At 62.4% G+C, this 24,824-nt stretch carries 24 protein-coding genes; 7 read left to right on the plus strand and 17 right to left on the minus strand.

Annotated elements, in window-relative coordinates; translation table 11 throughout:
• Positions 1 to 129: 129 nt before the first annotated feature.
• The 6 genes from HELO_RS19260 to HELO_RS18765 form a co-directional block, all read right to left on the minus strand.
• Positions 130 to 816, minus strand: coding sequence for an ankyrin repeat domain-containing protein (locus tag HELO_RS19260; RefSeq protein ID WP_157953437.1), 687 nt, complete (start codon positions 814 to 816; stop codon positions 130 to 132).
• A gap of 168 nt (positions 817 to 984) precedes the next feature.
• A complete protein-coding gene (locus HELO_RS19265) occupies positions 985 to 1,389 on the minus strand; it encodes a hypothetical protein (protein ID WP_157953438.1) in 405 nt (134 codons plus the stop codon).
• A 91-nt stretch (positions 1,390 to 1,480) separates the two neighbouring features.
• The gene (gene yccS / locus HELO_RS18750; RefSeq protein ID WP_013334165.1) at positions 1,481 to 3,658 is read right to left on the minus strand and encodes a YccS family putative transporter; all 2,178 of its coding nucleotides are present in this window, start codon (positions 3,656 to 3,658) and stop codon (positions 1,481 to 1,483) included.
• 109 nt (positions 3,659 to 3,767) lie between these two features.
• On the minus strand, positions 3,768 to 4,124 hold the full coding sequence (locus tag HELO_RS18755) for a hypothetical protein (protein ID WP_013334166.1): 357 nt from the start codon (positions 4,122 to 4,124) through the stop codon (positions 3,768 to 3,770).
• Positions 4,125 to 4,211: 87 nt separating this feature from the next.
• Positions 4,212 to 4,487, minus strand: coding sequence for an HU family DNA-binding protein (locus HELO_RS18760; protein ID WP_013334167.1), 276 nt, complete (start codon positions 4,485 to 4,487; stop codon positions 4,212 to 4,214).
• 228 nt (positions 4,488 to 4,715) lie between these two features.
• Positions 4,716 to 5,876 (minus strand): NAD(P)/FAD-dependent oxidoreductase, encoded by a 1,161-nt coding sequence (locus tag HELO_RS18765; protein WP_013334168.1) that lies wholly within the window; start codon positions 5,874 to 5,876, stop codon positions 4,716 to 4,718.
• Positions 5,877 to 6,020: 144 nt separating this feature from the next.
• On the opposite strand from HELO_RS18765, the gene HELO_RS18770 reads away from it, so the two are divergent.
• The 4 genes from HELO_RS18770 (at position 6,021) to phoR (ending at position 9,699) form a co-directional block, all read left to right on the plus strand.
• A complete protein-coding gene (locus HELO_RS18770) occupies positions 6,021 to 6,518 on the plus strand; it encodes a chorismate--pyruvate lyase family protein (RefSeq protein WP_049786265.1) in 498 nt (165 codons plus the stop codon).
• A 103-nt stretch (positions 6,519 to 6,621) separates the two neighbouring features.
• Positions 6,622 to 7,515, plus strand: a complete 894-nt coding sequence (gene ubiA, locus HELO_RS18775) for a 4-hydroxybenzoate octaprenyltransferase (RefSeq protein ID WP_041602286.1) — start codon at positions 6,622 to 6,624, stop codon at positions 7,513 to 7,515.
• Between the two features lie 170 nt (positions 7,516 to 7,685).
• Positions 7,686 to 8,375, plus strand: coding sequence for a phosphate regulon transcriptional regulator PhoB (gene phoB, locus HELO_RS18780; RefSeq protein WP_013334170.1), 690 nt, complete (start codon positions 7,686 to 7,688; stop codon positions 8,373 to 8,375).
• Position 8,376: 1 nt separating this feature from the next.
• Positions 8,377 to 9,699, plus strand: a complete 1,323-nt coding sequence (phoR, locus tag HELO_RS18785; protein WP_013334171.1) for a phosphate regulon sensor histidine kinase PhoR — start codon at positions 8,377 to 8,379, stop codon at positions 9,697 to 9,699.
• Between the two features lie 17 nt (positions 9,700 to 9,716).
• Here phoR and cysZ read toward each other — a convergent pair whose 3' ends face one another.
• The 6 genes from cysZ to HELO_RS18815 form a co-directional block, all read right to left on the minus strand.
• Positions 9,717 to 10,469: a sulfate transporter CysZ gene (cysZ, locus tag HELO_RS18790; RefSeq protein WP_013334172.1), complete on the minus strand. Its 753-nt coding sequence runs from the start codon at positions 10,467 to 10,469 to the stop codon at positions 9,717 to 9,719.
• A 114-nt stretch (positions 10,470 to 10,583) separates the two neighbouring features.
• Positions 10,584 to 11,309: a phosphate signaling complex protein PhoU gene (phoU, locus tag HELO_RS18795; RefSeq protein ID WP_013334173.1), complete on the minus strand. Its 726-nt coding sequence runs from the start codon at positions 11,307 to 11,309 to the stop codon at positions 10,584 to 10,586.
• Between the two features lie 24 nt (positions 11,310 to 11,333).
• Entirely contained in the window at positions 11,334 to 12,146 is an 813-nt protein-coding gene (gene pstB, locus HELO_RS18800) for a phosphate ABC transporter ATP-binding protein PstB (protein WP_013334174.1), read from the minus strand.
• Between the two features lie 29 nt (positions 12,147 to 12,175).
• Positions 12,176 to 13,726 carry a phosphate ABC transporter permease PstA gene (gene pstA / locus HELO_RS18805; protein WP_013334175.1) on the minus strand — a complete coding sequence of 517 codons (1,551 nt, stop codon included), beginning with the start codon at positions 13,724 to 13,726 and terminating at the stop codon, positions 12,176 to 12,178.
• Positions 13,723 to 14,949 (minus strand): ABC transporter permease subunit, encoded by a 1,227-nt coding sequence (locus HELO_RS18810; RefSeq protein ID WP_013334176.1) that lies wholly within the window; start codon positions 14,947 to 14,949, stop codon positions 13,723 to 13,725. Before HELO_RS18810 ends, pstA begins: the two co-directional genes overlap by 4 nt.
• Before the next feature lie 71 nt (positions 14,950 to 15,020).
• Positions 15,021 to 15,968: a phosphate ABC transporter substrate-binding protein gene (locus tag HELO_RS18815; protein ID WP_013334177.1), complete on the minus strand. Its 948-nt coding sequence runs from the start codon at positions 15,966 to 15,968 to the stop codon at positions 15,021 to 15,023.
• A gap of 190 nt (positions 15,969 to 16,158) precedes the next feature.
• On the opposite strand from HELO_RS18815, the gene HELO_RS18820 reads away from it, so the two are divergent.
• On the plus strand, positions 16,159 to 16,569 hold the full coding sequence (locus tag HELO_RS18820; RefSeq protein ID WP_013334178.1) for an acyl-CoA thioesterase: 411 nt from the start codon (positions 16,159 to 16,161) through the stop codon (positions 16,567 to 16,569).
• A gap of 60 nt (positions 16,570 to 16,629) precedes the next feature.
• Here the strand turns inward: HELO_RS18820 and HELO_RS18825 are convergent, their stop codons facing one another.
• The 3 genes from HELO_RS18825 to hexR form a co-directional block, all read right to left on the minus strand.
• Positions 16,630 to 17,730: a TRAP transporter substrate-binding protein gene (locus HELO_RS18825; RefSeq protein ID WP_013334179.1), complete on the minus strand. Its 1,101-nt coding sequence runs from the start codon at positions 17,728 to 17,730 to the stop codon at positions 16,630 to 16,632.
• A gap of 185 nt (positions 17,731 to 17,915) precedes the next feature.
• Entirely contained in the window at positions 17,916 to 20,120 is a 2,205-nt protein-coding gene (gene uvrD, locus HELO_RS18830) for a DNA helicase II (RefSeq protein ID WP_041602287.1), read from the minus strand.
• A 208-nt stretch (positions 20,121 to 20,328) separates the two neighbouring features.
• Positions 20,329 to 21,189 carry a transcriptional regulator HexR gene (gene hexR / locus HELO_RS18835; RefSeq protein ID WP_013334181.1) on the minus strand — a complete coding sequence of 287 codons (861 nt, stop codon included), beginning with the start codon at positions 21,187 to 21,189 and terminating at the stop codon, positions 20,329 to 20,331.
• 239 nt (positions 21,190 to 21,428) lie between these two features.
• Here hexR and HELO_RS18840 point away from each other — a divergent pair, with 239 nt between their 5' ends.
• Complete coding sequence (locus tag HELO_RS18840) at positions 21,429 to 21,641, plus strand: PA3496 family putative envelope integrity protein (protein WP_013334182.1); 213 nt, start codon at positions 21,429 to 21,431, stop codon at positions 21,639 to 21,641.
• A gap of 98 nt (positions 21,642 to 21,739) precedes the next feature.
• Here the strand turns inward: HELO_RS18840 and HELO_RS18845 are convergent, their stop codons facing one another.
• The gene (locus HELO_RS18845; RefSeq protein WP_013334183.1) at positions 21,740 to 23,080 is read right to left on the minus strand and encodes a sodium-dependent transporter; all 1,341 of its coding nucleotides are present in this window, start codon (positions 23,078 to 23,080) and stop codon (positions 21,740 to 21,742) included.
• Positions 23,081 to 23,401: 321 nt separating this feature from the next.
• Positions 23,402 to 24,262 (minus strand): DUF72 domain-containing protein, encoded by an 861-nt coding sequence (locus HELO_RS18850; protein ID WP_013334184.1) that lies wholly within the window; start codon positions 24,260 to 24,262, stop codon positions 23,402 to 23,404.
• Between the two features lie 324 nt (positions 24,263 to 24,586).
• Between HELO_RS18850 and nrdH the strand changes: the two genes are divergently transcribed.
• A complete protein-coding gene (nrdH, locus tag HELO_RS18855; protein WP_013334185.1) occupies positions 24,587 to 24,811 on the plus strand; it encodes a glutaredoxin-like protein NrdH in 225 nt (74 codons plus the stop codon).
• Positions 24,812 to 24,824: the final 13 nt, after the last annotated feature.

The following is a 24,824-nucleotide window of genomic DNA, read 5'->3' on the forward strand; positions in this document are numbered from 1 at the left end:
AAACGCCTAATGGTGATCAAACCAATTGATGGTTTCGCTATACGGAGTTAGGAGACATGCAGAAGTCTCTCGGACCGGTAACTGAAAAACCGGTGACTGAAAAATCGACGTCCTATTTCGAAAACCAGCCTATGGCATAGACCACTTTCCTGGCTCTTGAACCTTATAGATCAGCACCGGTTCATCATAAGGGCTCACTCCCTTTCCTCCTGTGGCGCGAAACATGAAATCCACGCATTCCCGATCCTTCCCATACTGGCCATACTCCTCTTGCGTCAGGGTCGCAATATGCACATAGTTAGCACGAAACAAGGGAGCAACCGAATACTCAAACCCATGCCTTTTCAAAAAATCTGTAGCATATCCAGGATTGTTACCTTTATCACAAACTCCCATTATATAGGCTTCAGCAAGCGACACCCCAGTGTTACTTATCGGTGTTTCATGATTCAGGCTTGCTCCTTGCCGAATCAAATATAGTACGATCTTCAATCGTTTCTCAATTTCCTCCTTGCTGTGTGGCCTCAAAGTTCCAGGCATTGCTTTATACAGCGCGCTGCCATGTGCTATATCGGGATCTGCACCATTTTTCACAAGCTCTTTCACGAGCTCGTAATCACCTTCCCCCGCAGCAATTCCCAGTAGAGTGAAATCGCCATCAACTACTTTATTAACGAAACCTTGATGAGACTCGATAATATCTCTCAATAGTTTTTTATCACCATCTCTCACAGCATTTCCAGCCTCCTTCCATTCAAAGGACGCTTGATGACCCTCCACATCCGGCTCCGATTCCACCACATCGGCCAATGCCATAGAAGAAAGCATTATTCCTACACAACCCAAAACCATTCTTAGATAAACGACTGACCTCATAAATTACCTTGTTAATCAAGACTCTCAATCATCGGAAAAATCAACCCACCTAATACTCAAGAACCCCCACCAAAAAATTCATTAAAACAAATACCGAAACTTAATTTACTAGAGACTTTTCAGAACATAAGCCATTATCACAATGGAAAAAAGCGCAGGCACGCCCCCTAGAAAAAACATTGCTGCAACATTTTCCCGGATATTCCCAAAGGGTCTCCAGAAAAATGTGGAACATCCCAGAACCATAACAACGACACCCACGAGATATAGCCACCATGAAGCATTCTCCGGGTGTACTGAGACTTCCTTGTCTAAGCTTCCATAAACGCTTTCAGGTGGAAGCTGGGTGATCGTGATGTCATTGATCATCGCCACGACTAAAGCAAACTGGAAGATGGTAAGCAATGTCACTCCCGGCCATCCGGTAGTAGAACGCTTCCATATCCTTTTTACCGGCATTTTCAATCCCTTAGGACAGGCATCCGTAGTACGCAGCCGTGTCCGACGCATCATTCATGGCCTTCCCCAAGTGAGTATGATGCACTCCTTAATGATAGAAATAGTACATCAGGCACACATGATGTAAGAGATTCACCCTCCTGACTCAGGCACCTTCTGACTCATCGGAATGATCGAGTCTCGCCGCCGCCTGGCGCAATGGCACCAACTGCTGACCGATCAGCCCCAGTTGGGTGCGCAACAGCGGGGGCTCGTCCGAGGCAGGTTCGGTGTCCAGGGAAGCGAGCCCTGTCGACAGGGCCTCGTCGTCCTCGGATACCGGCGCGCGCGTGCTCAGGCCGTTCGCCAGTTCCCCCAGCGATGCCTCGATGGCTTCGGCCGCCGCCTCGAGCGAGTCGTCGAATGACGTTGCCCGCTCGTCGCGGTGAGCACCGAGGGCCGAAAGATAGTTGAGCAGGGTATGCGAGTGCAGCAGGAAGCGCAGGCCGATGTCGGCATCCCGGCGGAAGAACTCCGGTTCCTGCAGCACATTGCCGAGCAGTGTGGAGAGTTCGGCATCGGCATTGTGGGCATTGCGTCGTGCCAACCGATACCCGAGGTCGTCACGCTTGCCATGACGATACTGGTCGATGATCGCAATGAGATAGGCACGGCTGGCATCCAGGGTGGCCGCCGCCTGATGGTGAAGACGACGCCCTTGCCAGTCGGGCAGGATTAGCAACACTGCCAGTCCCGCGATGCCGGCGCCCAGCAGGGTATCGAACAGCCGCGGCCAGATTAGTCCGAAGCCATCGCCCACCTGGTTGAAGCAGCACAGCACCATCAGGGTGATCGAGGCCGTGGCGAGCAGGTAGCGTCGTCCACGCAGGGCGAAGAAGGCCACTCCGGCCAGTACCGCGATGGCCGTCTGGATCGACGCGGCAGGAAACAGGGTGATCACCGCCCAGCCGGCCACCAGGCCGACCACGGTGCCCAGAATGCGCTGTTTCAGGAAGCGTCGTGTCGCCCCGAAGCTCGGTCGGCAGACGAAGAGGCTGGTCAGCAGGATCCAGTACCCTTGGGTGGGGTGGATCAGATGCAGCACGCCATACCCCACCAGCAGGGTCACGGTCAGACGTACGGCGTGGCGAAATACCGCCGAACGCGGCGTCAGTTGATCGAGGATGCGCTCCCCGACGTCTCGCGCGCCATGGGGCGTGCGGTCGTAGAGGGCCATGTCCGCCCGTGAGGACATGGTTTCGGGATTGCTGGCGCGAGCCAGGCACTGCTCCAGGGTCGCCAGGTTATCGGCCAGCGCACTCAGAAAAGGAAGCAGAGAGCGCCACTCCGGGCGATCCTGTTCCTCGAGATGGGCGAGCGAGGCATTCAGATCCTCCAGCGCCCGTTCGCTGCGTGCGTGCTCGAAGGTACGATTGAGCAAGAGAGAGCTGGCCAACGCCCGACAGGCCTGCCCCTGCTGATCGAGCAGGCGCTGGGCACGAAACAGCACATCGTGGTGGAAGAACGCTTCGGTCAGTTCCCCATAGGGATAATGCGTCGAACTGGCGCGCTCATGAATGTCCTGGGCGATGAAATAAAGCTGCAGGTAACGATCCAGCTTGCCGCTCCCCCGGGCACCTTGCAGACGGCGGAAGATCATTTCCTTGGCCTGGTTGAGTGCCTCGACCACGCGGCCATTCTGCCGGGCCAGGGCCAGGCGACGTTCCTCGACATCCAGGTCGCGCAACGGCTCGAAAAGCGCCGACTTGAGCGCCAGGTAACGCCCCAGTTCGCGGAAGACCCGTGCCAGGGAAAGCTTCAGGGGCTGACGCGAGAAGAGTGCGCACCAGGCGACCGAGATAGCGCCATACCAGGCAGCGCCGGCGACCAGCAGGGCCGGTTCGCGCCAGACATCGCCCAGAGCCGGGGTGCTGCGATGTTCGAGGCTGATCATGGTGTAGATCGCCAGGATCAGGGTGGCGCTGGCAATGGTCGCATAGCGCTGATTCACCGCACCGAGCATGGTCATGGCGAAGGTCGCCAATGCCAGTCCGAGGGCGAACCAACCGGGCTTGTCGAATAACAGCTCCACCGCCAGCGATGCCACCGTGAAGCAGCACAGGGTTACCAGCAAGGCCCGCAGCCGATCCCGCCAGTGATCGTCGGTCTCGGCCAGTGCGCTGGCAATGATGCCCAAAAACAGCGGAATCAGGCTGCTCATGTCATTGCGCCACCAGCACAGGATGACGGTGCCGGTCAGGGCGATGAAGACGCGCAGGCTGTAGGCGAAGGACTCCAGGGTCCAGAGGCGACGCAGGGTATGGGAGAGAGAAGGCGGCAGCATAGGCTCCGTGGGGTCATGGAAAGCGCGGCGCCAGTCTGGACGGCGACCAAATACTAGACTTTAGTATAACGCCTTCTGTGCAGTTCGCCGACTCCCCGGCAGCGCCTGCTCAAATATCGCGCAGCAGCTTCTGCAATCGAGTCAGATCGCCGGAATCGCCGACCAGCCGAACCCGGCCCGCCATCATGCCGTCGAGGAAGGCCTGCTGGGTCGGTTTGCGGAGAATGCGTACGGCGGAGGCGGCATCCTCGAAACGCAGCTCGAGGTCGAGATCCACCGGGAGGCCGGTACCGCTCTCGATGCCCTTCGGCGACATCCGATAGTGCCGGGCGATGGAGAGGTCCTCGGTGGCAATGCCCCAGTCCAGTCCGCGCATCTCGGTCAGACGTTCACGGAATCGGGGCTTGCGGCGCAGGGCCCGCTTGAGCATCACCCCCAGCAGCCACAACATCACTCGAAGCTTCATGTAGGGATATCCGAGGTGGTTCGGGAGGGAAATTCACGGCCCGCCAGAGCGGCGGACCGTGCCGGGACACGACGGGACGGGTCATCGTTACTTGGTGACAGCGTCCTTGAGCCCCTTGCCCGGCTTGAAGGCCACCGTCTTGCTGGCCGGGATGGTGAGCGGCTCACCGGTCTGGGGGTTCTTGCCGGTGCGGGCAGCTCGCTCGCGCACGGTGAAGGTTCCAAAGCCGATCAATGACACATCCTTCCCATCGGACACACTGCCGGTAATCTCATCGAGAATGACATTGAGTACCTGACTGGCCTTGTCCTTGGATAGATCGGCACGCTCGGCAATCGCCGCGGCGAGTTCTGGTTTGCGCATACAGCCCTCCTTGTTTGACATCCTACCGGTGTCGGCCCACCGGCACTATTGTTCTTCGGTCATGCATTGTGATCATGAATCGTCCCGCTCCGCCCGCTGACGGGCCATCGGCCCCTTATCGACAAGGGTCCGCCTCCCATGGGCGAAGCCGCATTCGTGACACGCCAATGGTGCCCGCTGGCAACGGCCGACAACCGGAGACACCGGGTGGCGCCGTCGACGACGACTCTAGCCTAGCAACGGCGGAGCGATCCGCGCCAGTTCGACTTTCCGACGCACCTGGCTTCCTGTCAACGCAAATCCGATCAAACGTCCGTCTGCGTCTTCGGCCAGGGCACTCAAATTCCGGCCTTCGCCCTCGATGCGCCAACGCCTCGGTTCTTCCTTCGGAGGCAGCGAGACCACGGGCAGCAACGGCGTCTTCACCAGTACCGGCCAGGGTCCATAATGCACGGCGGTGGGCGTGCCGGCCAGCGTCGCCGCCAGTGCCTTGGCGCTGGCCTGCAGCGGCTGGACATACATGGCATTGACGCCGTCGACGCAGGCCACGTCCCCCAGGGCGTGGATACCGGGCGCAGAGGTGGTGAGATAACGATCGGTGCGTATGCCCTCGGGGGCGACCGACAGCCCTGCCGCCTCGGCAAGCTCGCTGCGCGGTCGTAGCCCGGTGGCCACCAGCACCAGATCGGCCTCGAGAGCGGCACCATCGTCGAGGCTCACGCCTACCCGGGCACCCTCATCGCGCAGTTCCACCACGCTGCGGCCAGTGCGCAGCGCGATGCCGGCCTCGAGGAAGGCTTCGCCGAGAGCATGCCCCAAGGGCTCCGGCAGCAGACGCGGCAGGGGCGCGGCTTCCGGCGCGATCATCTCGACGGCATGCCCGCCCGCGGTCAGGTCATTGGCGTACTCGCAGCCCACCAGGCCGATGCCGACGACGGCCACCCTGGCCGGCCTGCCCAGCGCCTCCAGGGCGGCATGGAAGGCGCGATAATCGTCCAGGTCATTGATGGTGAAGACCCGACCGGTCAGGGCCTCGAGAATGGCGAAGGGCGGCGTGGGTACCGCGCCGGTGGCCAGCACCAGTTCGTCATAGGGCAAGCGTTCGGCGCCGAGGCTCAACAGGCGCTTCGCCGGGTCGATGGCATCGACCCGGGTCTGGGTGCGCACCACCACATTGAGTTCCTCGGCGACCTCGAAGGCGGAGCGGCTCGCCAGACGCTCGGGAGGCAAGCGCTTGGAGAAGCCGGTGGACAACATCGGCTTGGAGTAGTCGTCGCCGCTGTCGGCAGTAATCAGCGTAATCGGCCGCTCCGGCTGCAGGGCACGCAGTTGGCGCACCAGGCCGAGACCGGCCATGCCGGAGCCGATAAGGGTCAGGGGAGCGGTCATGGAAATCCTCGTTGCACGGGCCGCCAGGGCCCACCACGGAGCGGAATCTCGGCCCGCCATGGTACACTAGCGGGCCCCAGGATTGGACGCGGAGAGCCTCAATTGCGCAACGGCCCATCACTCGAACCTCGATGGCGCCCCCTGATGGCGGCTCGTCCGGACATGAGCCCCAACTGGTGGGAGTGGCTGGCCTCCCGCGACTCGCTGACCGAACGATTGGTCGAGGCCGGCCGACCGCGCCATTTTCGGGTTCGATTGCTCGATCAGTGTCATGGATACCCGAGTCGCGATGAAGCCCTGGCACTGGGCCTGGCGAAGCACCGGCTCGCCTGGGTGCGCGAGGTGGCGTTGTGCCTCGACGACCGTCCCTGGGTCATGGCTCGTTCGGTGGCACCGCTGAGCCCTTCCCATGCTCAACACCGGCTTGAGCGACTCGGCGAGCGTTCCATGGGCAGCTGGCTGTTCCGCCAACCCGACCTCGAACGCGGGCCGATCGAGATCTGTGCGTCCCCGGGTCCCTTCCGCGAGGCCGAAGGCCCCTGGGGGCGCCGTTCGGTGCTGCGACACGCTCGTTTCACGGTACTCGTCCAGGAGTTCTTTCAGCAGGCGATGGTGGATGATCTTGGGCTGCCTTCACGTTAGGCTATGTCACTCGGAAAAGTGACTGCCAACCGTGTCCACGCCCGCCGCGCTCTCCACCCCGGATGAAGCCTCCGGCAGGGCCGCCTCCATGCGAGAGAACCTGATGGATTCATCCCTGATGCGCCCTTCCGGGCTGGCCCGACTCCCCGATTTCCTGCACCTCACCCGCCTCGACCGCCCGATCGGTACCTGGCTGCTGATGTGGCCGACACTCTGGGCGCTCTGGATGGCGGCTCAGGGGGTGCCCGAACGCAAGATCGTGCTGGTCTTCGTGGTCGGCGTCTATCTGATGCGCGCCGCGGGCTGCGTGGTCAACGATTACGCCGACCGCCATTTCGACGGTCACGTCAAGCGCACCCGCAACCGCCCCCTGGCCACGGGGCGGATCAGCGAGCGGGAGGCGAAAGGGCTGTTCGTCATCCTGGTATTGCTCGCCTTCGCCCTGGTGTGGCTCACCAATCCCTTCACGGTGATGCTGTCGTTCGGCGGTGTCTTTCTGGCCTTCATCTACCCCTTCATGAAGCGCTATACCCACCTGCCCCAGGTATTCTTGGGGGCGGCCTTTTCCTGGGGCATTCCCATGGCATTCGGCGCAGTGCTCGGCTACATTCCCGCCGAAGCCTGGCTGTTGCTGGCGGCCAATGTGGCCTGGACCGTGGCCTACGACACCGAATATGCCATGGTCGACCGGGACGATGACCTGAAGATCGGCATCAAGTCCACCGCCGTGCTGTTCGGCCGCGCCGACAAGCTGATGATCGGCCTGCTGCAGCTCGTCACCCTGGCGCTGCTGGCCTGGGTCGGCCGCTCCCTGGGCCTGGGCGGTTTTTTCTGGCTGGGGCTCGCCGCCATGGCAGCGACCTTCGTGCACCAGCAGCGCCTGATTCATGGCCGGGATCGCGACCGCTGCTTCCAGGCATTTCTCAACAATCACTGGTCGGGCCTGCTGGTGTTCGCGGGTATCGGACTGTCCTGGTGGCCCAACCTCGGCGGCTGAGATCATGACCAACGGCGGCGGAGCTATCGCCGTTGGCGATATCGCTCGTCAGCCTCGATGACGGTAGCCCACGGTACGAACGGGGAGGCGACAAGCCGTGCTTGTCACGTTATTGTCATAAAGAAGTGCTGTCATCGTCACCGACTTGTCATTGACCATGAGGCCCCGGGATGACCGCCAAGACCGTACTGATCGTCGATGATGAAGCGCCGATCCGCGAAATGATCGCCGTCGCGCTGGAAATGGCCGACTATCATGTCCTGGAAGCGGACAATGCCCAGGCCGCCCACGCCATGATCGTCGACCACCAGCCCGACCTGGTCCTGCTCGACTGGATGATGCCCGGTACCAGCGGCATCGAACTCGCGCGCCGTCTGAAGCGCGAGGAAACCACCGCTGAAATGCCGATCATCATGCTGACCGCCAAGAGCGAGGAAGACAACAAGATCCAGGGACTCGACGCTGGCGCCGACGACTATATCACCAAGCCCTTCTCGCCCCGGGAACTGGTGGCCCGCCTCAAGGCGGTGCTGCGCCGTTCGACACCTCATGGCGTCGAGGATCCGGTGGAAGTCGATGGCCTGCTGCTCGATCCGGTCAGCCACCGGGTCAGCGTCGATGGCAACTCCCTGGAAGTCGGCCCCACCGAATATCGGCTGTTGCAGTTCTTCATGACTCACCAGGAACGCGCCTACACCCGTGGGCAGTTGCTCGACCAGGTCTGGGGAGGCAATGTCTATGTCGAGGAGCGAACCGTGGACGTGCACATCCGCCGCCTGCGCAAGGCACTGGGCGACCCGTACCAACAGTTGATCCAGACCGTGCGTGGTACGGGCTACCGTTTCTCCACCAAGGGCTAACGTGCGGCACCTCTGGAAACGCGAACTGTGGCGCCTGGCGGGACTGACCGCCATCGGCGCATTGATCGGCTGGCCCTTCTCCGCCATCGGCACCGGCATCGCGGTCGCCCTGGCGCTCCAGCTGGCCTATCAGCTGCGTCAGTTGCACGCCCTGCACGAATGGCTGGCCCAGCATCCTCATGACGAGCCCCCCTCCGCCTCGGGTCTGTGGGGCGAGCTGTTCGATCGCCTGTATCGCTACCAGAAGGGCCAGCGCATCACTCAGCGGCGCCTGCGCGACACCCTGAGACGGATCCAGGAGTCCTCCGAGGCGATGCGCGACAGCGTGGTCATGCTCGACCGTCACGGCGACATGGAATGGTGGAACAGTGCCGCCGAGCGCATGCTGGGGCTCAAGCCCGCCCATGATCGAGGCCAGCACATCACCAACCTGCTGCGCGATCCACGCTTCATCGACTACTTCCAGGCTCGCGACTATCGCGAGCCTTTGACGCTGAGCTCCCCCATCGACGAGCAGATGATCCTGCAGTTCCAGATCACCCTCTACGGTGACGACGAACGCCTGGTGATGGCCCGCGACATCACCCGCCTGCATCGTCTCGAGCAGATGCGCCGCGACTTCGTGGCCAACGTCTCCCACGAGCTGCGAACGCCGCTGACGGTACTGAGCGGCTATCTGGAAACCTATGGCGACATGGCTGACCAGTTGCCCGGCCGGATGGGACGTGGTTTCGAGCAGATGAGAAGCCAGACGACACGCATGCAGAACCTGGTCAACGACCTGCTGTTGCTGTCACGTCTCGAGATCGACCAGGGCGGCCAGGACGATACCCCCATCGAGCTGAGCGGCCTGCTGGACAATGTCCGCCGCGATGCCGAGGCGCTTTCCAGCGGCCAGCACCAGATCGACGTGGAGATCGATGAGCCCCGCCGCCTGGTCGGCAGCGAGAAGGAAATCCACAGCGCGCTCTCCAATCTCGCCTTCAACGCCGTGCGCTACGCCGGCGAACAGAGCCATATCGTGCTGCGCTGGACGCGCCACGCGGACGGTGCCTGCCTGGAAGTGGAAGACGACGGCGAGGGCATCGACCCGCACCACATTCCGCGTCTCACCGAGCGCTTCTACCGGGTCGACAAGGGCCGCAGCACCGCCACCGGCGGCACCGGCCTGGGCCTGGCCATCGTCAAGCACGTACTGCTGCGCCATGACGCGCGACTCGAGATCGACTCCCATCCCGGCGAAGGCGCTGTCTTTCGCTGCGTATTCCCCGCTACACGGCTCGCCGACGCCGAACACGACAGCGGGCGCCAGCGGCAGGCCTGAAGCGGGGACACAGCGGCTCAGCGTGGCCGAGGCGGCGCGGCGCCATTGCCGAGCGGGCCGAGCTCCCGATAATGGCGATCCCACATCAGCACCGCGGCGGCCACGGCACCGGGCAGCAGGAAGAGATTGGCCAGCGGTACCCAGGTGATCAGCGTCACCCAGCCGCCATAGGTGAGGGTCGGCCAGCGACGCGCCGCCAGCCGTCGACGCATGTCGGCGAAGCTCACCTTGTTGTTGTCCATGGGATAGTCGAGATAGGTGATCGCCATGGTCCAGGCCGTGAAGGCGGCCCACAGCAGCGGCGCGATCAGGTTGATCACGGGAATCCAGCTGATCACGAATAGAATCGCCATGCGCGGCAGGATGTAGGACAGCTTGACCAGCTCGCGGCCAAGGGCATCGATGGCGGTACGCACCAGACCGCGATCATCCAGCGGCATGCGCCCTGTCACTTCGATCTCGACCTTTTCCGCCAGGAAACCGTAGAAGGGCGCGGCGATCAGGTGCGTCACCAGGGTGAAGGTAAAGAACACGATCAATACCAGGCTGATCACGAACAGCGGCCAGATCAGCCAGGAGAGCCACTCGAGCCATCCCGGCACCATCGCCATCCAGCCGTCCAGCCAGCCACCGAAATTGCCCAGCACATAGGCCAGCATGCTCCCGTAGACCAGCAGGTTGGCGAGTATCGGCAGGAACACATAGCGGCGCAGCCCGCGCGTGTAGACCAGGCGAGTCCCCCGGGACAGCGCCGTGAAAGCATCCAGCATCGGTTCAATATCCTCGATCACAACGACATGGGCCGCCGCTCGTGGCGACGGCCCCTTGCCTGTCAGACGACTCGGCGAAGCGTGATACTTAACCCGACGTGCCTTTGTAGCGGGTCAAGATTTCTCGCCGAGCTCCTGATCGAGATCATCCGGATCCGTGTGGCGGATGTCGAGCCCCTTGACCAGATAGACCACGTACTCGGCCAGGTTGTTGGCGTGATCGCCGACTCGCTCCAGAGCGCGCAGGATCCACATGATACCGAGCACCGGCGAGATCGAGCGGGCATCCTCCATCATGAAGGTCATCAGCGAACGCATGGCGGTCTGGTATTCGCTGTCGACCTGCTCGTCTTCCTGCACGACCTGCAGCGCCAGTTCGGTGTCGAAGCGGGCGAAGGACGTCAGGGCGTCACGCATCATGCGTCGTACGTGCTCGCCGATGATGCGTACTTCGACGAAACCGCGATTGCCGACGTTGTTCTCGATCAGATCGATGGCGTTGCGGGCGATCTTGCTGGCCTCGTCACCGATGCGCTCCAGGTCGGAGGCGGCGCGGATCACCGCCAGCACCAGCCGCAGGTCGGAAGCGGCAGGCTGACGGCGCGCCAGCACCCGGGTGCACTCGTCGTCGATCTTGATCTGCATGTCGTTGACGGCACGATCGTTGTCCACCACCCGCTCGGCCAGGGAGGAGTCGGCGTCGAGCAGAGCGCTCACCGCGTCCTGTACCTGCTTCTCGACCAGGCCACCCATGGCCATCAGGTGGGTCTTGAGCTCCTCGAGTTCATGATTGAACTGGCGAGAAATGTGCTGGCTGTGAATGTCGCTGGTGATGTCCATCAGACTCTCCTGGGGGCAGGGCCATCAGGCCATGCGTCCGGTGATGTAATTCTCGGTGCGCGTGAGACGCGGGTTGGTGAACAGGGTATCGGTGGGGGCATATTCCACCAGCTCGCCGTTCTGCAGGAAGGCGGTGTAATCCGAGACCCGCGCCGCCTGCTGCATGTTGTGCGTGACCAGCACCAGGGTCAGGCTCGATTTCAGGTTGCGAATCAACTCTTCGACCTTCAGCGTGGAAATCGGATCCAGTGCCGAAGCCGGCTCGTCGAGCAGCAGCACCTCGGGGCCCACGGCCAGGGTACGGGCGATCACCAGGCGCTGCTGCTGACCGCCGGACAATGACCAGGCGGATGCCCGCAAACGATCCTTCACCTCGTCCCACAGGGCCGACGAGCGCAGCGCCCATTCGACGATGTCGTCGATGCGCCGCTTGGGCATTCTCCCCTGCAGCCTCAGCCCGAAAGCCACGTTGTCGTAGATCGACATGGGAAAGGGGTTGGGCGCCTGGAAGACCATGCCCACCCGACGACGCAGTTCGGCCACCGCTACCTCCGGGGCATGGATGTCCTGGCCCTCGAGACGGATATCGCCTTCCCACGTCACCTCCTCGTTGAGGTCATGCAGGCGATTGAGCGCCCGCAGCAGCGTCGACTTGCCGCATCCGGAAGGGCCGATGAAGGCCGTGACCCGGTGGCGCGGCACCCGCAACGTCAGGTTGGTCAGTGCCGGCTTGTCGCCATAACGCAAGCCGAAACCGCGAACCTCCAGGCTCGTGGCATCGGGGCTGAAATCGATGAACGCTCCCGGCGAGGTTCGCGTCTCCTGCATGACAGTCATCAAGGTTTCCTTGGCGCGACGGTGCTGCCTCAATATTTCGAGAGAGTGCCGTGGCGCGATCTCAAATAATGACGCAGAAATATTGCAGTCAGGTTAAGCACCAGGATCACCAGAACCAGCAGCAGTGCCGTGGCATAGATCAACGGCATCGCCGCCTGGACATCGCCGCCGTGGAAAGCCGCGTCGAAGATGTGATAGCCCAGATGCATGAACTTTCTCTCAAGATGGAGGAAGGGGAACTCGCCGTCCACCGGGACCTGGGGTGCCAGCTTGGCGACACCGACCAGCATCAGCGGCGCCACCTCCCCGGCCGCCCGCGCCACGGCCAGGATCACCCCGGTCAGCATGGCCGGCATGGCCATGGGCAACACCACACGGGTCAGCATCTCGATCCGGGTGGCACCCAGCGCCAGGGCCCCTTCGCGCTGGCTCTCGGGGATGCGCGCCAGCCCTTCCTCGGTGGCGACGATCACCACCGGCAGGGTCAACAGCGCCAGCGTCAATGACGCCCACAGCAGGCCGCCGGTGCCGAAAGTCGGCGACGGCAGCGACGACGCGAAGAACCAGTCGTCCAGATGACCACCGATGCCATAGACGAAGACACCCAGCCCGAAGACGCCATAGACGATGGATGGTACGCCGGCCAGGTTGCGCACACCGATGCGAACCCAGCGGGTCAGGCGGCCCTGGTGTGCCACCTCGTTGAGATAGACCGCCGCCAGTACGCCGAAGGGCGTCACGAAGATCGACATCAGCACCACCATCAGGATGGTGCCGAAGATCGCCGGCCAGACGCCACCGGCCGTGTTGGCGTCACGCGGCCCCTCGGAGAGGAAGCTCCAGACGCCCTGGACCCAGACGCGTCCCTTGTCGATCACGTTCATGTCATTGGGCCGCAGCGCCCCTACCACCCCGGCCAGCGGTTGACGTAGCTGCCGGCCATCGACGGTTTCCAGCACCAGGGTGTCATCGGGCATGCCGGCCTGCAGTTCGCGCACTCGCGCCTGGGCCCCGGTCAGGGTTTCGTGCTCCTCCGGTGTCGCCGTTCCCGTCTCGAGGCGACGCACCAGGGGTTGGATGGTCTGATGGCGCAGGCTCTCGATCTCTGCCCGACGAGCGTCCAGCGAGTGCAGGCGCTGCCGGAGGGATGTCCAGGCCGACTCGCCGGCGATCCGCCCTGCATCTTCGCTCTCGATGGCCTCGAGGCGTCCGATGAATTCGCTCCAGCGCCGCCGTTCCAGGACTACCAGTTCGGGGGGCTGGCTCAGCTCGCGGATATTGTCCAGATCCACCCAGCGCCAGATGGCGCCATCCAGGTCGCGATTGCCGGTACGATACAGCCGCTCTCGACCCTCGCCATCGGGCAAGGGCGCCTCCTTGACCGCACGACCGGCCAGTTGCTGGCCGTCATCGAGCGTCACCAGCGATACCTCGGCCGGCCAGAAGTGCCCGAGCCCACGCATCGCCAGCAACCCCAGCAGTACCGCCAGCAGTGCCAGCGACACCGCCACACTGCCGGCGGCCAGCCAGGCCCAGGGCCCTTCGCCGCGCGCCGATGAACGTCGCCAGGGAGCCCTCATGACACTCCCTCCATGCGACGATAGCGACGGCGCAGCCGTGCCCTGACCACTTCGGCCAAGGTATTGACGCAGAAGGTGAAGACGAACAGCAACAGTGCCGCCAGCAGCAGCAGGCGATAATGGGTCCCGCCCGGAGCGGCTTCGGGAAGTTCGATGGCGATGCTGGCCGCCATCGAGCGCAGGCCATCCAGCGGACTGGCGGTCATCAGCGCGGTATTGCCGCTGGCCATCAGCACGATCATGGTTTCCCCCACGGCCCGGCCGGCACCGATCATCACCGCCGACAGAACCCCCGGACCGGCGGCAGGCAGCACGACCTTCCAGAGCGTCTGCCAGCGTGTCGCACCGAGCGCCTCGGCGCCCTCGACGAGGCTCTTCGGCACTCCTGACAGGGCATCCTCGGCCAGCGCATAGATACTGGGCACGACGGCAAAGCCCATCGCCATGCCGACGATGATCGCGTTGCGATTCGTGTAGTCCAGTCCCAGGGAGACCTCCAGCCAGGTGCGCAGATCGCCGCCGAACCACCACGCCTCCAGCAAGGGCGCCAACCAGGACGACAGAAACCAGAACAGCAACAACCAGGGCAACAGCCACAACGCCGCCCATCCCATCGGCAGGCGGCGACGCAGTCCGGCGCCGAGTTGCGCCCACAGCCCTCCGGCGAGCAGCAGTCCCAGAGGCAACATGAACAGCAGGGTCATCCCTTGTGCCAGATGGACGTCGAGCCAGGGCGCCAGCACCAGCCCGGCAACGAAGCCGATGACCACGCCCGGCATGGCCTCCATCAGCTCCAGGGTCGGCCTTATGCGTGCCCGCAGGCGACGCGACATGAACAGCGCCGAGTGCGCCGCCGCTCCCAGCGCCAGCGGCACGGCGATCACCAGCGCCCAGATCGCCGCTTCCAGGGTTCCCCATACCAGCGGCAGCATGCCAAAACGCGGCTCGCCGCCTCCCTCGGCCATGGCGGGCTGCCAACGATGCACCGGCGTCTGATGGCCTTCATAGGTCTGGGGCAGCCACAGCGTTTCCATGTTGATCCGGGGCGCGTCGCCGGATGACGACCAGAACAGCGGCACGACTTCCACCGCCAGAAACACGCCGATGGCCATCACTGCCGCGATCACGCCGATACCACCGGCAGTGATCAGCGCCGTGGCCAGGCGGTCACGGGTCTGCCGGAAATGCCGACGCAAAGGGGGTGGTGAAGGCATGTGCTGCATGACGGATCCAGAACGGAATGAATGCGGTAGCGAAAAAATACGACAGAGTCATGACAATGCAGTGACAACCATCAGGAATCCGGCGTTTCCAGACCGAGTTCCCGGCGCTGGCGCTCCAGAACTTCCTGCGGCAATGCGACGAAACCCAGCTCCTCGGCGATTGCCTGGCCTTCCGGTGACAGGATCAGGTCGACGAAGGCACGCTCGACATCGGGCAACGACTCGCCTGGCGGAAGGTTCACGTAAAGCCGCAGATCACGGGCCAGAGGATAGTCGCCACGCCGCACCGTTGCCGGGTCGGGCCGATGCAGGACGCCGTCGGCGCCGCGCAGCGCTACTGGATGCACGCCGGGCGTCAGGTGGTTGAGACCCGCATAGCCGATCGCCCGTGGATCCGCGGCCACCGCCGCAACCACGGCGGCAGAGCCGGGGTGCTCGCTGACCTCGGGACGAAAGGCGCCATTGCACAGGACTTCGCGGCGAAACAGCTCGTGCGTACCGGAAACGGCGTTGCGTCCATGCAGGGCAATGCGCCCCTGAATCGCCCCATCGATCAATGACGACCAGCGGCGCAGAGCATGCTCGGCGCCGCAACGGCGTCCATCCGAGAAGATCGCATCCAGTTGCGGGCGACTCAGGCTCTGCAGCGGATTATGCCGATGCACCACCACGACCAGCGCATCCCTCGCCACCACCAGGGCCCGAGGGGGATAACCATAACGATGCTCGAATGCCGCCTTCTCGTCTTCGGTCATCGGCCGCGACATGGGGCCTATCAGGGTGGTCCCGGCGGTCAACGCCGGCGGTGCGCTGGCCGAGCCGCTGGCCTGGAGCTGCAGACGCATGCCCGGATGCCGGTGCGCCAACCGCTCTCCCCAGCGCAACATCAGCCCTGCCATGGTATCGGAGCCCACGGTTCCCAGGGTGCCAACGGGTTCCTCGGCCGACACCGGCGCAGTCCAGATGACGCTCATGGCCAGCAAGATGGCCCCTAGGCGTTGGCGAATGGCGGATGACATGCGTCCTCCCGACGGAACAAGCGGTTGATGGGCTCTCGCATGACATGATGCCGCAAAAGGTGGAGCGACCACGAACTTGCCGTTTATCATGGCTCGCCAGGACGGGATGATCAGGAAACGCTGAATCACTCCTTGAGCTTCCCCCTCACCCCGAGCAACTCACCCAAAACAATAAGCCAGGCCCCGACCCATGAGCGAACTCGATGATATCCCGGCCCCGCGCGGCCAGTTGACCTTGAAGCTGGTTGCCAATCGCCAGGACACCAATCTCCACGGCGACATCCCCGGCGGCTGGCTGGTCGGCCACATGGATCAGGCCGCCGAGCTGGCCGCAGGCCGCGAGGCCCACGGTCGTACTGCCACCGTCGCCATCGAGGCCATGGATTTTCTCTGCCCGGTCCGAGTGGGGTCGATGGTCAATATCTTCACCGAGATCCGCGAGATCGGCCATAGCTCGATCAAGATCGATGTCGAGGTCTGGAGCCGCTCGCCCCAGGAGCGCGACCCCAACGAGCTGCACAAGGTCACCGAAGCGCGCTTCGTGATGGTCGCCCTGGACGACAAGGGCCGCATCCGGGCCGTGCGCCAGAACGACGCTTAGGCCCGACCCAAGAAGCGCCGTTTACGAAGGGTAAATGCGGCCGAATGCTTTCGTGCAGACCTAACCCAGTTGCTTGTCCCGCGCCTTCAGATAGGCAAACTCGCCGACATCGGTGAAGGGACGCACCTTCTGCTGGAAAGCACGATAGGAATCGTATACCCGACGCGACGCCTCGTCGCTGTCGATCTGCTTCTGGAGCACTTCCTTCGAGGATTCGTGCAGAGCCGACATGACATCGTCGGGGAAGGTGCGCAGCTTGACGCCATGCTCGTCGACCAGGGTCTTCAGCGCCTCGGCGTTACGCAGCGCGAACTCGCTGATCATGGCCAGGTTGGAGGCCCGCGCCGCTTCCGTCACCACGGCCTTGAGATCGTCCGGCAGCGCCTTCCAGGCGTCCAGATTGACGGTTCCCTCCAGAATGGCACTGGGCTCGTTCCAGGCCGAGGTGTAGTAGTAATCCGCCACCTGGTGCAGGCCGAAGGCCAAGTCGTTGTAGGGGCCGACCCAATCGGCCGCATCCAGCACGCCGGTCTGCATGGAGGTGAAGATCTCGCTTCCGGGTGTGGTCATGGTGGTCACGCCGATGCCGCTCATCGCCTCCCCGGCCAGCCCGGGCAGGCGCAGCTTGAGCCCCTGCATGTCCTCCAGCGACTTGATTTCCTTCTTGAACCAGCCGGCCATCTGAGTGCCGGTATTGCCTACCGGGAAGGGCTTGAGATTGTGCTCGGCATAGACCTCGTCCCACAGCGACTGGCCATCGCCGTCATACAGCCAGGCATTGGTCTCGGTGGTGGTCATGCCGAAGGGCACGGCAGTGAAGAACTGGGCCGCGGCGACCTTGCCGCGCCAATAGTAGGACGCAGAGTGGCCCATCTCGGCGGTGCCGGCCGATACCGCATCGAAGACTTCCATGGCCGGCACCATTTCCCCGGCACCGTGGACCTTCACGCGCATGCGCCCGCCCGACATGCGCTCGATGCGCTCGGCGAAGGCATTCGCGCCGGTTCCCAGGGCGGGAAAGTTCTTCGGCCAGGAAGTCACCATGTTCCAGGTGATGGTCTCCTGCGCACTGGCGGTGTTGACGAAGGGGGCGGCGACGACGCCGGCGGTACCGGCACCCAGGGTCTTGAGACTGGTCTTGAGAAAGTTGCGACGCTCCATGGCGAGGCGGCTCCTTGGTGGTCTTTTTTTATGCATCGTGCCAGGCGGCACCGTGTCCGACAGGCAGTATGCGCGAAGGCCGATTTCATCGGCAAGCGAACCACTGGAGCCACCCTTTGTCGCGAACGCGACGATGCATCAGAGCCTTTGCCTTTCTATCCTTTGCCTCGCTAGAAGGGCATCGACTACAACGGCGTCAACTTGGCGAATCCCAGCACCAGCCATTTGTCGCCCTCGCCCTCGAAGCTGACCTGGACGCGTGCACGCTCGCCCTCGCCTTCGGCGTTGAGGATCACTCCCTCGCCGAAGATGGGATGACTGACCCGCTGGCCAAGCGACAGGGACGGCAAATCCGCCCCGCCCTCGACACCGTTCTGCTGCAGCCCCGGTGAAGGCCGCGAGGTGGTGACGGGGCGCGAGACCTGACCACGCAGCCTGACTTCCTCCATGAAGTTCTCGGGTACCTCGCGCAGGAAGCGCGAAGGCCGCTGGAAGGTCTCCTTGCCATGCAATCGACGAAGCTCGGCATGGGTGAGATAGAGCTTCTTCATGGCACGTGTCATGCCCACATAGCAGAGCCGACGCTCCTCCTCGAGACGCCCGGGCTCTTCCATCGACATCTTGTGCGGGAAGAGGCCTTCCTCCACGCCGGCCATGAACACCACCGGAAATTCCAGGCCCTTGGCCGAGTGCAACGTCATCAGTTGCACGCAGTCCTCGAATTCGTCGGCCTCGTGGTCGCCGGCATTGAGCGCCGCTTCGGCCAGGAAGGCTTCCAGGGCGGCCATGCCCTCACCGGCTTCCACGCCTTCGAAGGCCTCGCCCTGGGTGAAGGCCTTGGCCGCGGTGACCAGTTCTTCCAGGTTCTCGACCCTGGCCTGGCCTTTCTCGCCCTTTTCGTTGCGGTGATGCTCGACCAGGCCGGTACGCTCGTTGACGCGATCGATGATCTCGTGGAGCGACAGCCCCGCGGCCTCGTTGTCGAGCTGCTCGATCAGATCGGCGAAGGCCTTCAGCGACGAGACGGCACGCCCGCGCAGGCTGCCATCCGAGGTGGCATTGTGGAGCGACTGCCAGAGTGAATCCCCGGTCTGTCGGGCACGATTGCGCAGGGTTTCGACGGTGCGGGTGCCGATGCCGCGCGCCGGCACGTTGATCACCCGCTCCAGGGAGGCATCGTCGTCGCGGTTGAGCAGCAGACGCAGATAGGCCAGGGCGTTCTTGATCTCCAGCCGCTCGTAGAAACGCTGCCCGCCGTAGATCCGGTAGGGCACGCCCTGGCGAATAAGAGTCTCCTCGATGACTCGGGACTGGGCGTTGGAGCGATAGAGAATGGCGATCTCGCGGCGATTGATGCCTTCGGCGACCCGCTCGCGAATGGTGTCGACGATATAGCGCGCCTCGTCGAGATCATTGAAGCCGCCATACACCGAGATAGGCTCGCCATGGTCCCCGGCGGTCCACAACTCCTTGCCCATGCGATCGGCGTTGTAACGAATCAGGGCGTTGGCGGCATCGAGGATCACGCTGGTGGAACGATAGTTCTGCTCCAGGCGCACCAGCTTGGTGTCGGGAAATTCGTTCTCGAAGCGGCGGATGTTCTCGATGCGCGCCCCACGCCAGCCATAGATCGACTGGTCGTCGTCGCCGACCACGGTCATCGGCGTGCGCATGCCGGTGAGCAGCTTCAGCCAGGCATACTGCAGGGTATTGGTGTCCTGGAACTCGTCGACCAGCACATGACCGAAGCGCTCCTGGTAATGGGCCAGCAGAGCGGGATTGTCGCGCAGCAGCTCCAGACTGCGCAGCAGCAGCTCACCGAAGTCCACCAGGCCGCCACGCTCGCAGGTCAACTGATAACGCTCATAGAGCTCGACCATCTGCGACAGGTAGGCATCACCATGCGCATCCACCTGATGGGGGCGCAGGCCCTCTTCCTTGCATCCCGAAATGAAGGACTGCACCTGACGCGGCGGATAACGCTCGTCGTCGATGTTGTAGTCCTTGAGAAGACGCTTGATGAGGCGCAGCTGATCGTCACTGTCGATGATCTGGAAATGCTGCGGCAGGCGGGCATCCTGCCAATGGGTACGCAACAGGCGATGAGCGATGGAGTGGAAGGTTCCCACCCAGACATGGCGCAACGAAATGCCCAGCAAGGCCTCGAGCCGCGTGCGCATCTCCCGGGCCGCCTTGTTGGTGAAAGTCACCGCCAGCACGGCATAGGGAGAAAGCCCTTCGGCCTGCATCAGCCAGGCGATGCGATGTACCAGGACCCTCGTCTTGCCCGACCCCGCACCGGCCAGTACCAGCATGTTGCCCTGGGGAGCACTGACGGCCTCGCGCTGGGCCGGATTCATCTGATCGAGGATCGCCGTGACGTCGTCCATGGGGAAGGCATCGCTGCTCGGAAAATGGAGCCACAGCTTATCATAAGGACCGAGCTTCGGGCTTCGGACTCCCAGCCTCCGCACAGTCAAGCATCCCGTTCACCGCTCGAATCTCGTGACTCGAAGCTCGTTGTTCTCGTCTCGTGAACGCTGCTATGCCGGGAACTTACAGCTTATGGCTTACAGCTCCTGAGCCGGCTCGGCCGGCTCAGGTTCCGTCTTCTTCCGGAAAACGCAGCGGGTTGAGGCTGCGTTTCACTGCCTTGAGCTGTTCGGCGAGCTTGGGTCCACGGGTCTTGGCCACGCCCACCGCCAGCACATCGATCAGCACCAGGTGGGCGATGCGTGAGCTCATCGGAGTATAGATCTCGGTGTCTTCGTGCACATCGATGTAAAGCGGCAATGTCACTTCACCGGCCAGGGGCGAGTCACTCGGGCACAGGCCGATCACCGTGGCACCGGCGTCGCGCGCCAGGCGCACGCTGGCTACCAGCGCCCGAGTGCGGCCAGTCTGGGAAATCGCCACGACCACATCACCCTCCTTGAGGGTCGCCGCCGACATGTTCTGCATGTGCGGATCGTTATAGGCGGCCGTGGAAATCTGCAGGCGGAAGAACTTGTGCTGGGCATCGAAGGCAACCGCCCCTGAGGCACCGAACCCATAGAATTCCACGCGATTGGCCATGGCCAGCGCATTGATCGCCTGGCTCAGCGATTCGTTGTCCAGCCGGTCGCGTACCGAGAGCAGGGTGCCGACGGTGGAATCGAAGATGCTCTGGGAGAATTCCGCCACCGAGTCGCTGTCGTTCATCGAGAACTGGGCGAACTGGCTGCCCGTCGCCAGCATCTGCGCCAGCTTGAGCTTGAAGTCCTGAAAACCGTTGCAGCCCAGCGCCCGACAGAACCGCACCACGGTAGGTTCGCTGACCTTGGCCTCGGTGGCCAGGTCGACGATGCGCATGTGGATAACTTCTTCGGGATTGCGCAGCACGAAACGCGCCACCTTCTGCTCGGAGCGGCGAAAGTGCTCCATGCGGCGTCTCATCTCATCGAACAGGCCAAGGCTCACGCGGCACTCCTTGTTGCAGCGCGCGGGTATTGTCTCGGCGTCCCGCGCATGTATTGAGGATCTCGATGCATACAGTATGCCCCAAGCCGTGTGGCAATGCGCACCTGGGTGTTCAGCGAGACGATACAGACATTGGTTGACGTGGCGTCATCATTCTGTCAAGTGGGGTATAGTAAGAAGTGCAGTGTCGAGCAGCGTCCAGGATGCCGGCACATTCACTGCAGACAGGAGAGTCGATCATGCGTAAAGCCGAACGGTTAACCTCCGTCAAGAGCGAACTTCTCGACATATTCATGAGCATGGAAGTCAGCGAGCATGAGCAGCGCTCCCGTACCGCTGCCCAACGCAACCTGCGTGCCCGCCGCGGCATCGAACTCCACGAGGAGTTCAAGCGCCTGAGCCAGGATATCGCCGAGCTTCCCGAGGACGAACCGAACGACGACATGCACTGATCGCCCACCTTCCGACACGGCGCACAACGCTCACATTGAGCCCCGCCGAAGCGGGGCTCAAGGGAGTGTCACACTCACTACTGCGGTATTACCGGCCTTCAGAGGCTGGAGACGAACACCACAATCACGCCCAGCGGCGCGATGAAACGTGAAACCAGGGTCCAGATCTTGGCACCGGTATCACCGAGCTGCAGTTCCTGGCGCACACCTTCACGATCCAGCAACCAGCCGACGAAGATGATCGCGAACAGACCGGTCAACGGCAGCAGGTACTTGCTGGTCAGGGTGTCGAGGAAGTCGAAGACGTTGAAGCCGAGAATCAGCACATCGCTCCACACATTGAAGGCAAGCAGCGCGGCGATGCCCAGAGCCCAGGTCGCCGCACCGGCCACCAGGGTTGAGCCGATACGCGACAACGGCGTGCGTTCCTCGACGAATTCCACCACAGGCTCGAGCAACGAAATGGCCGAGGTCAGGGCGGCAAAGGTCAACAGCAGGAAGAACAGCAGCCCCAGGATGACGCCACCTCCCATGTTGCCGAAGGCCAGGGGCAGGGTGACGAAGATCAGTCCCGGTCCGGAATCGAGATCGAGACCATTGGCGAAGACGATGGGGAAGATCGCCAGGCCCGCGACCAGGGCCACCACGGTATCGAGGATGATCACCGTGCGGGCGGTCTTCAGCAGGTTGACCTCCTTACCCAGGTAGGAGCCATAAGCCATCATGATGCCCATGCCCAGCGAGAGGGTGAAGAAGGCCTGCCCCATGGCAGCCAGCACGACACCGCCGTCCAGCGCACCGAAATCGGGATTGAACATGAACCCGAGCGCTTCGCCGAAGTGGCCGGTGGTCATGCCGTAACCCACCAGTACCAGCAACAGCACGCCGAGCGCGGGCATCAAGGTACGCACGGCGCCTTCCAGCCCCTTGGTCACCCCGCGGGCGACGATACCGATCACCAGCAACATGAAGACCGAATGTCCCAGCAACAGCAGACCGGGATTGCCCAGCATGCCGTTGAACAATTCGCCGATGCCATCGGCATCCTGACCGCTGAAGGCGCCGGTCACCGAACTCAGGGTGTAATAGAGCGACCAGCCGCCGATCACGCTATAGAAGGACAGAATGAGGAAGGCACCGAGAATGCCGCTGATCCCCACGATCATCCAGATACGCGGCTGTCCCGCCGACTTGGCCAGATCGGCCATGGCATTGGCCGGGTTGTTCTGGCCACGACGACCGATCAACCACTCCGCCACCAGGATCGGCAAGCCGACCAAAGCGATACACAACAGGTAGATCAACACGAAGGCTGCGCCGCCGCTGTCGCCCACCATATAGGGGAATTTCCAGATATTGCCCAGACCGACCGCGGAACCGGTCGCCGCGAGAATAAAGGTCAGTCGAGATGACCACTGTGCATGGGAAAGTTTCGACATGTTTCACCTTGAGGGTACGTGTCGTCATCGATCGATCGGATGCGATGACGGCGTTGTGCTTGTAGTCGCCACGTTCACAGCGCACTGGATCGCAAAGCGCTGCTTTCAAGGGCATGATAAGTGCCGATGCAGGATCACTGCCAAGACGGCCACCCGCATCTGTCGTAAGACGCAGCGGGAATGCTTGAAGGGTATTACGGAAAAATCACGCTGGATAAGCGCAAAACCCTGCAATACCTCATGGCAAGTGACGATCAAGCCGTAAAAATATCCGATCATACGCTTGATGGCCAGTCATCGACATGCGCTTAGCCATAAGAATCAGAACAGCTCGGCCTGTCGTTCCCCGGCGAACTCGGGCAGAGGAGATGACCCGATCTGCTCGGCGAGCGCATCGTGGAGGCGTCGCGCCATCTGGGGAGAATGGCGGTTATCGGCAGTATGCACAAAGAGAAAAGGGCTTATCCCCTGTTTTATCCACAAGGCGAGCCTGGCGATCCAGGGTTGGAAGTAATGCATATTGATATCGGCATCGATATGCCCGATGAAACGCACCACAGGAAAATTTCCTGTGGAAATCACATGTAACGGGCGCCTGGGCTTTTCCCCCTGGGCTTTGATCATGCCGGGATGGCCTTGGGAGTCAGTGGAGAACAGCGGGCGGACATCGAGCATGACCCGATTGGCACCATGACTTATCAACAATCTGTTGAGTTCTGTCTCGGCCCTTCCCTTGTGGAAAAATTCACTATGGCGGACTTCGACAGCACAGGGAATGTCGCCTGGCCAGCGCGCCAGCAATGCCTGCAGCTTGGGCAGTTCCTCGGCACCGAAATCCCGAGGTAGCTGGACCAGCAAGGGGCCCAACCGACCGCGCAAGGGTTCGAAGGCTTCGAGAAAGCCATCGAAGGACGCCTCGATGTCTTCCAGCCGACGCTCATGCGTCAGACTCGATGGCAACTTGAAGCAGAACCGGAAATCGGCTGGCACCTGGCGTGCCCAGGCCGCCACGGTCTCCGCTTTCGGCGCTCCGCTATAAAAGGTGGTATTGCCCTCGACCGCCGAAAAGATCCTGGCATAATCGCCCAAGTGACCTTCCGTACCTCCATGGGGTGGATACAGGCTACCTCGCCAGGCGTCGTTGGCCCACATCGGCAGCCCCAGGTGCAATCGTCCGTTCATCGCCGTATATCCAGCCCCCGTTGGTACCGATCATCCCCAGGCACTGTCCGAAAAGTGTCTGGAGCTTGCAGCAAATGTCATACTATACCTAGCCACCGCACTCTCGATCACCCTCCCTTTCCGAGCGCCACCATCCCTGCCGCATGTCGGATTCAGCGGTACAGCACTCGATGATACAAATCGTCGCATGACACCACATATCCACCATGTGTGCTATCATGGCACCAGATGTTGTGTAATCGAGGTGTCGCTGCCACAGTGGCGTCATCCACGATTTCGACCCAATGGGCTGTATTGAGACTGTGTTAACCGAGAATCTATATCATGTTCATTAAGATTTATAGCTCGCCCGACTGCATGCAATGCCACGCCACCTACCGCGCTCTCGACAAGCAGGGGCTCGACTACACCGTGGTGGATATCAGCGAGGAGCCCGAGGCGGCCGACACCGTTCGCCAGCTCGGTTACCGCCAGCTTCCCGTGGTGGTCGCCGCGGACGAACACTGGTCCGGCTTCCGCCCGGAGCGCATTCGTCAGCTGGCCAGCTGACAACGGAGACGAG

This window comes from Halomonas elongata DSM 2581 (assembly GCF_000196875.2).
Taxonomy (GTDB): domain Bacteria; phylum Pseudomonadota; class Gammaproteobacteria; order Pseudomonadales; family Halomonadaceae; genus Halomonas; species Halomonas elongata.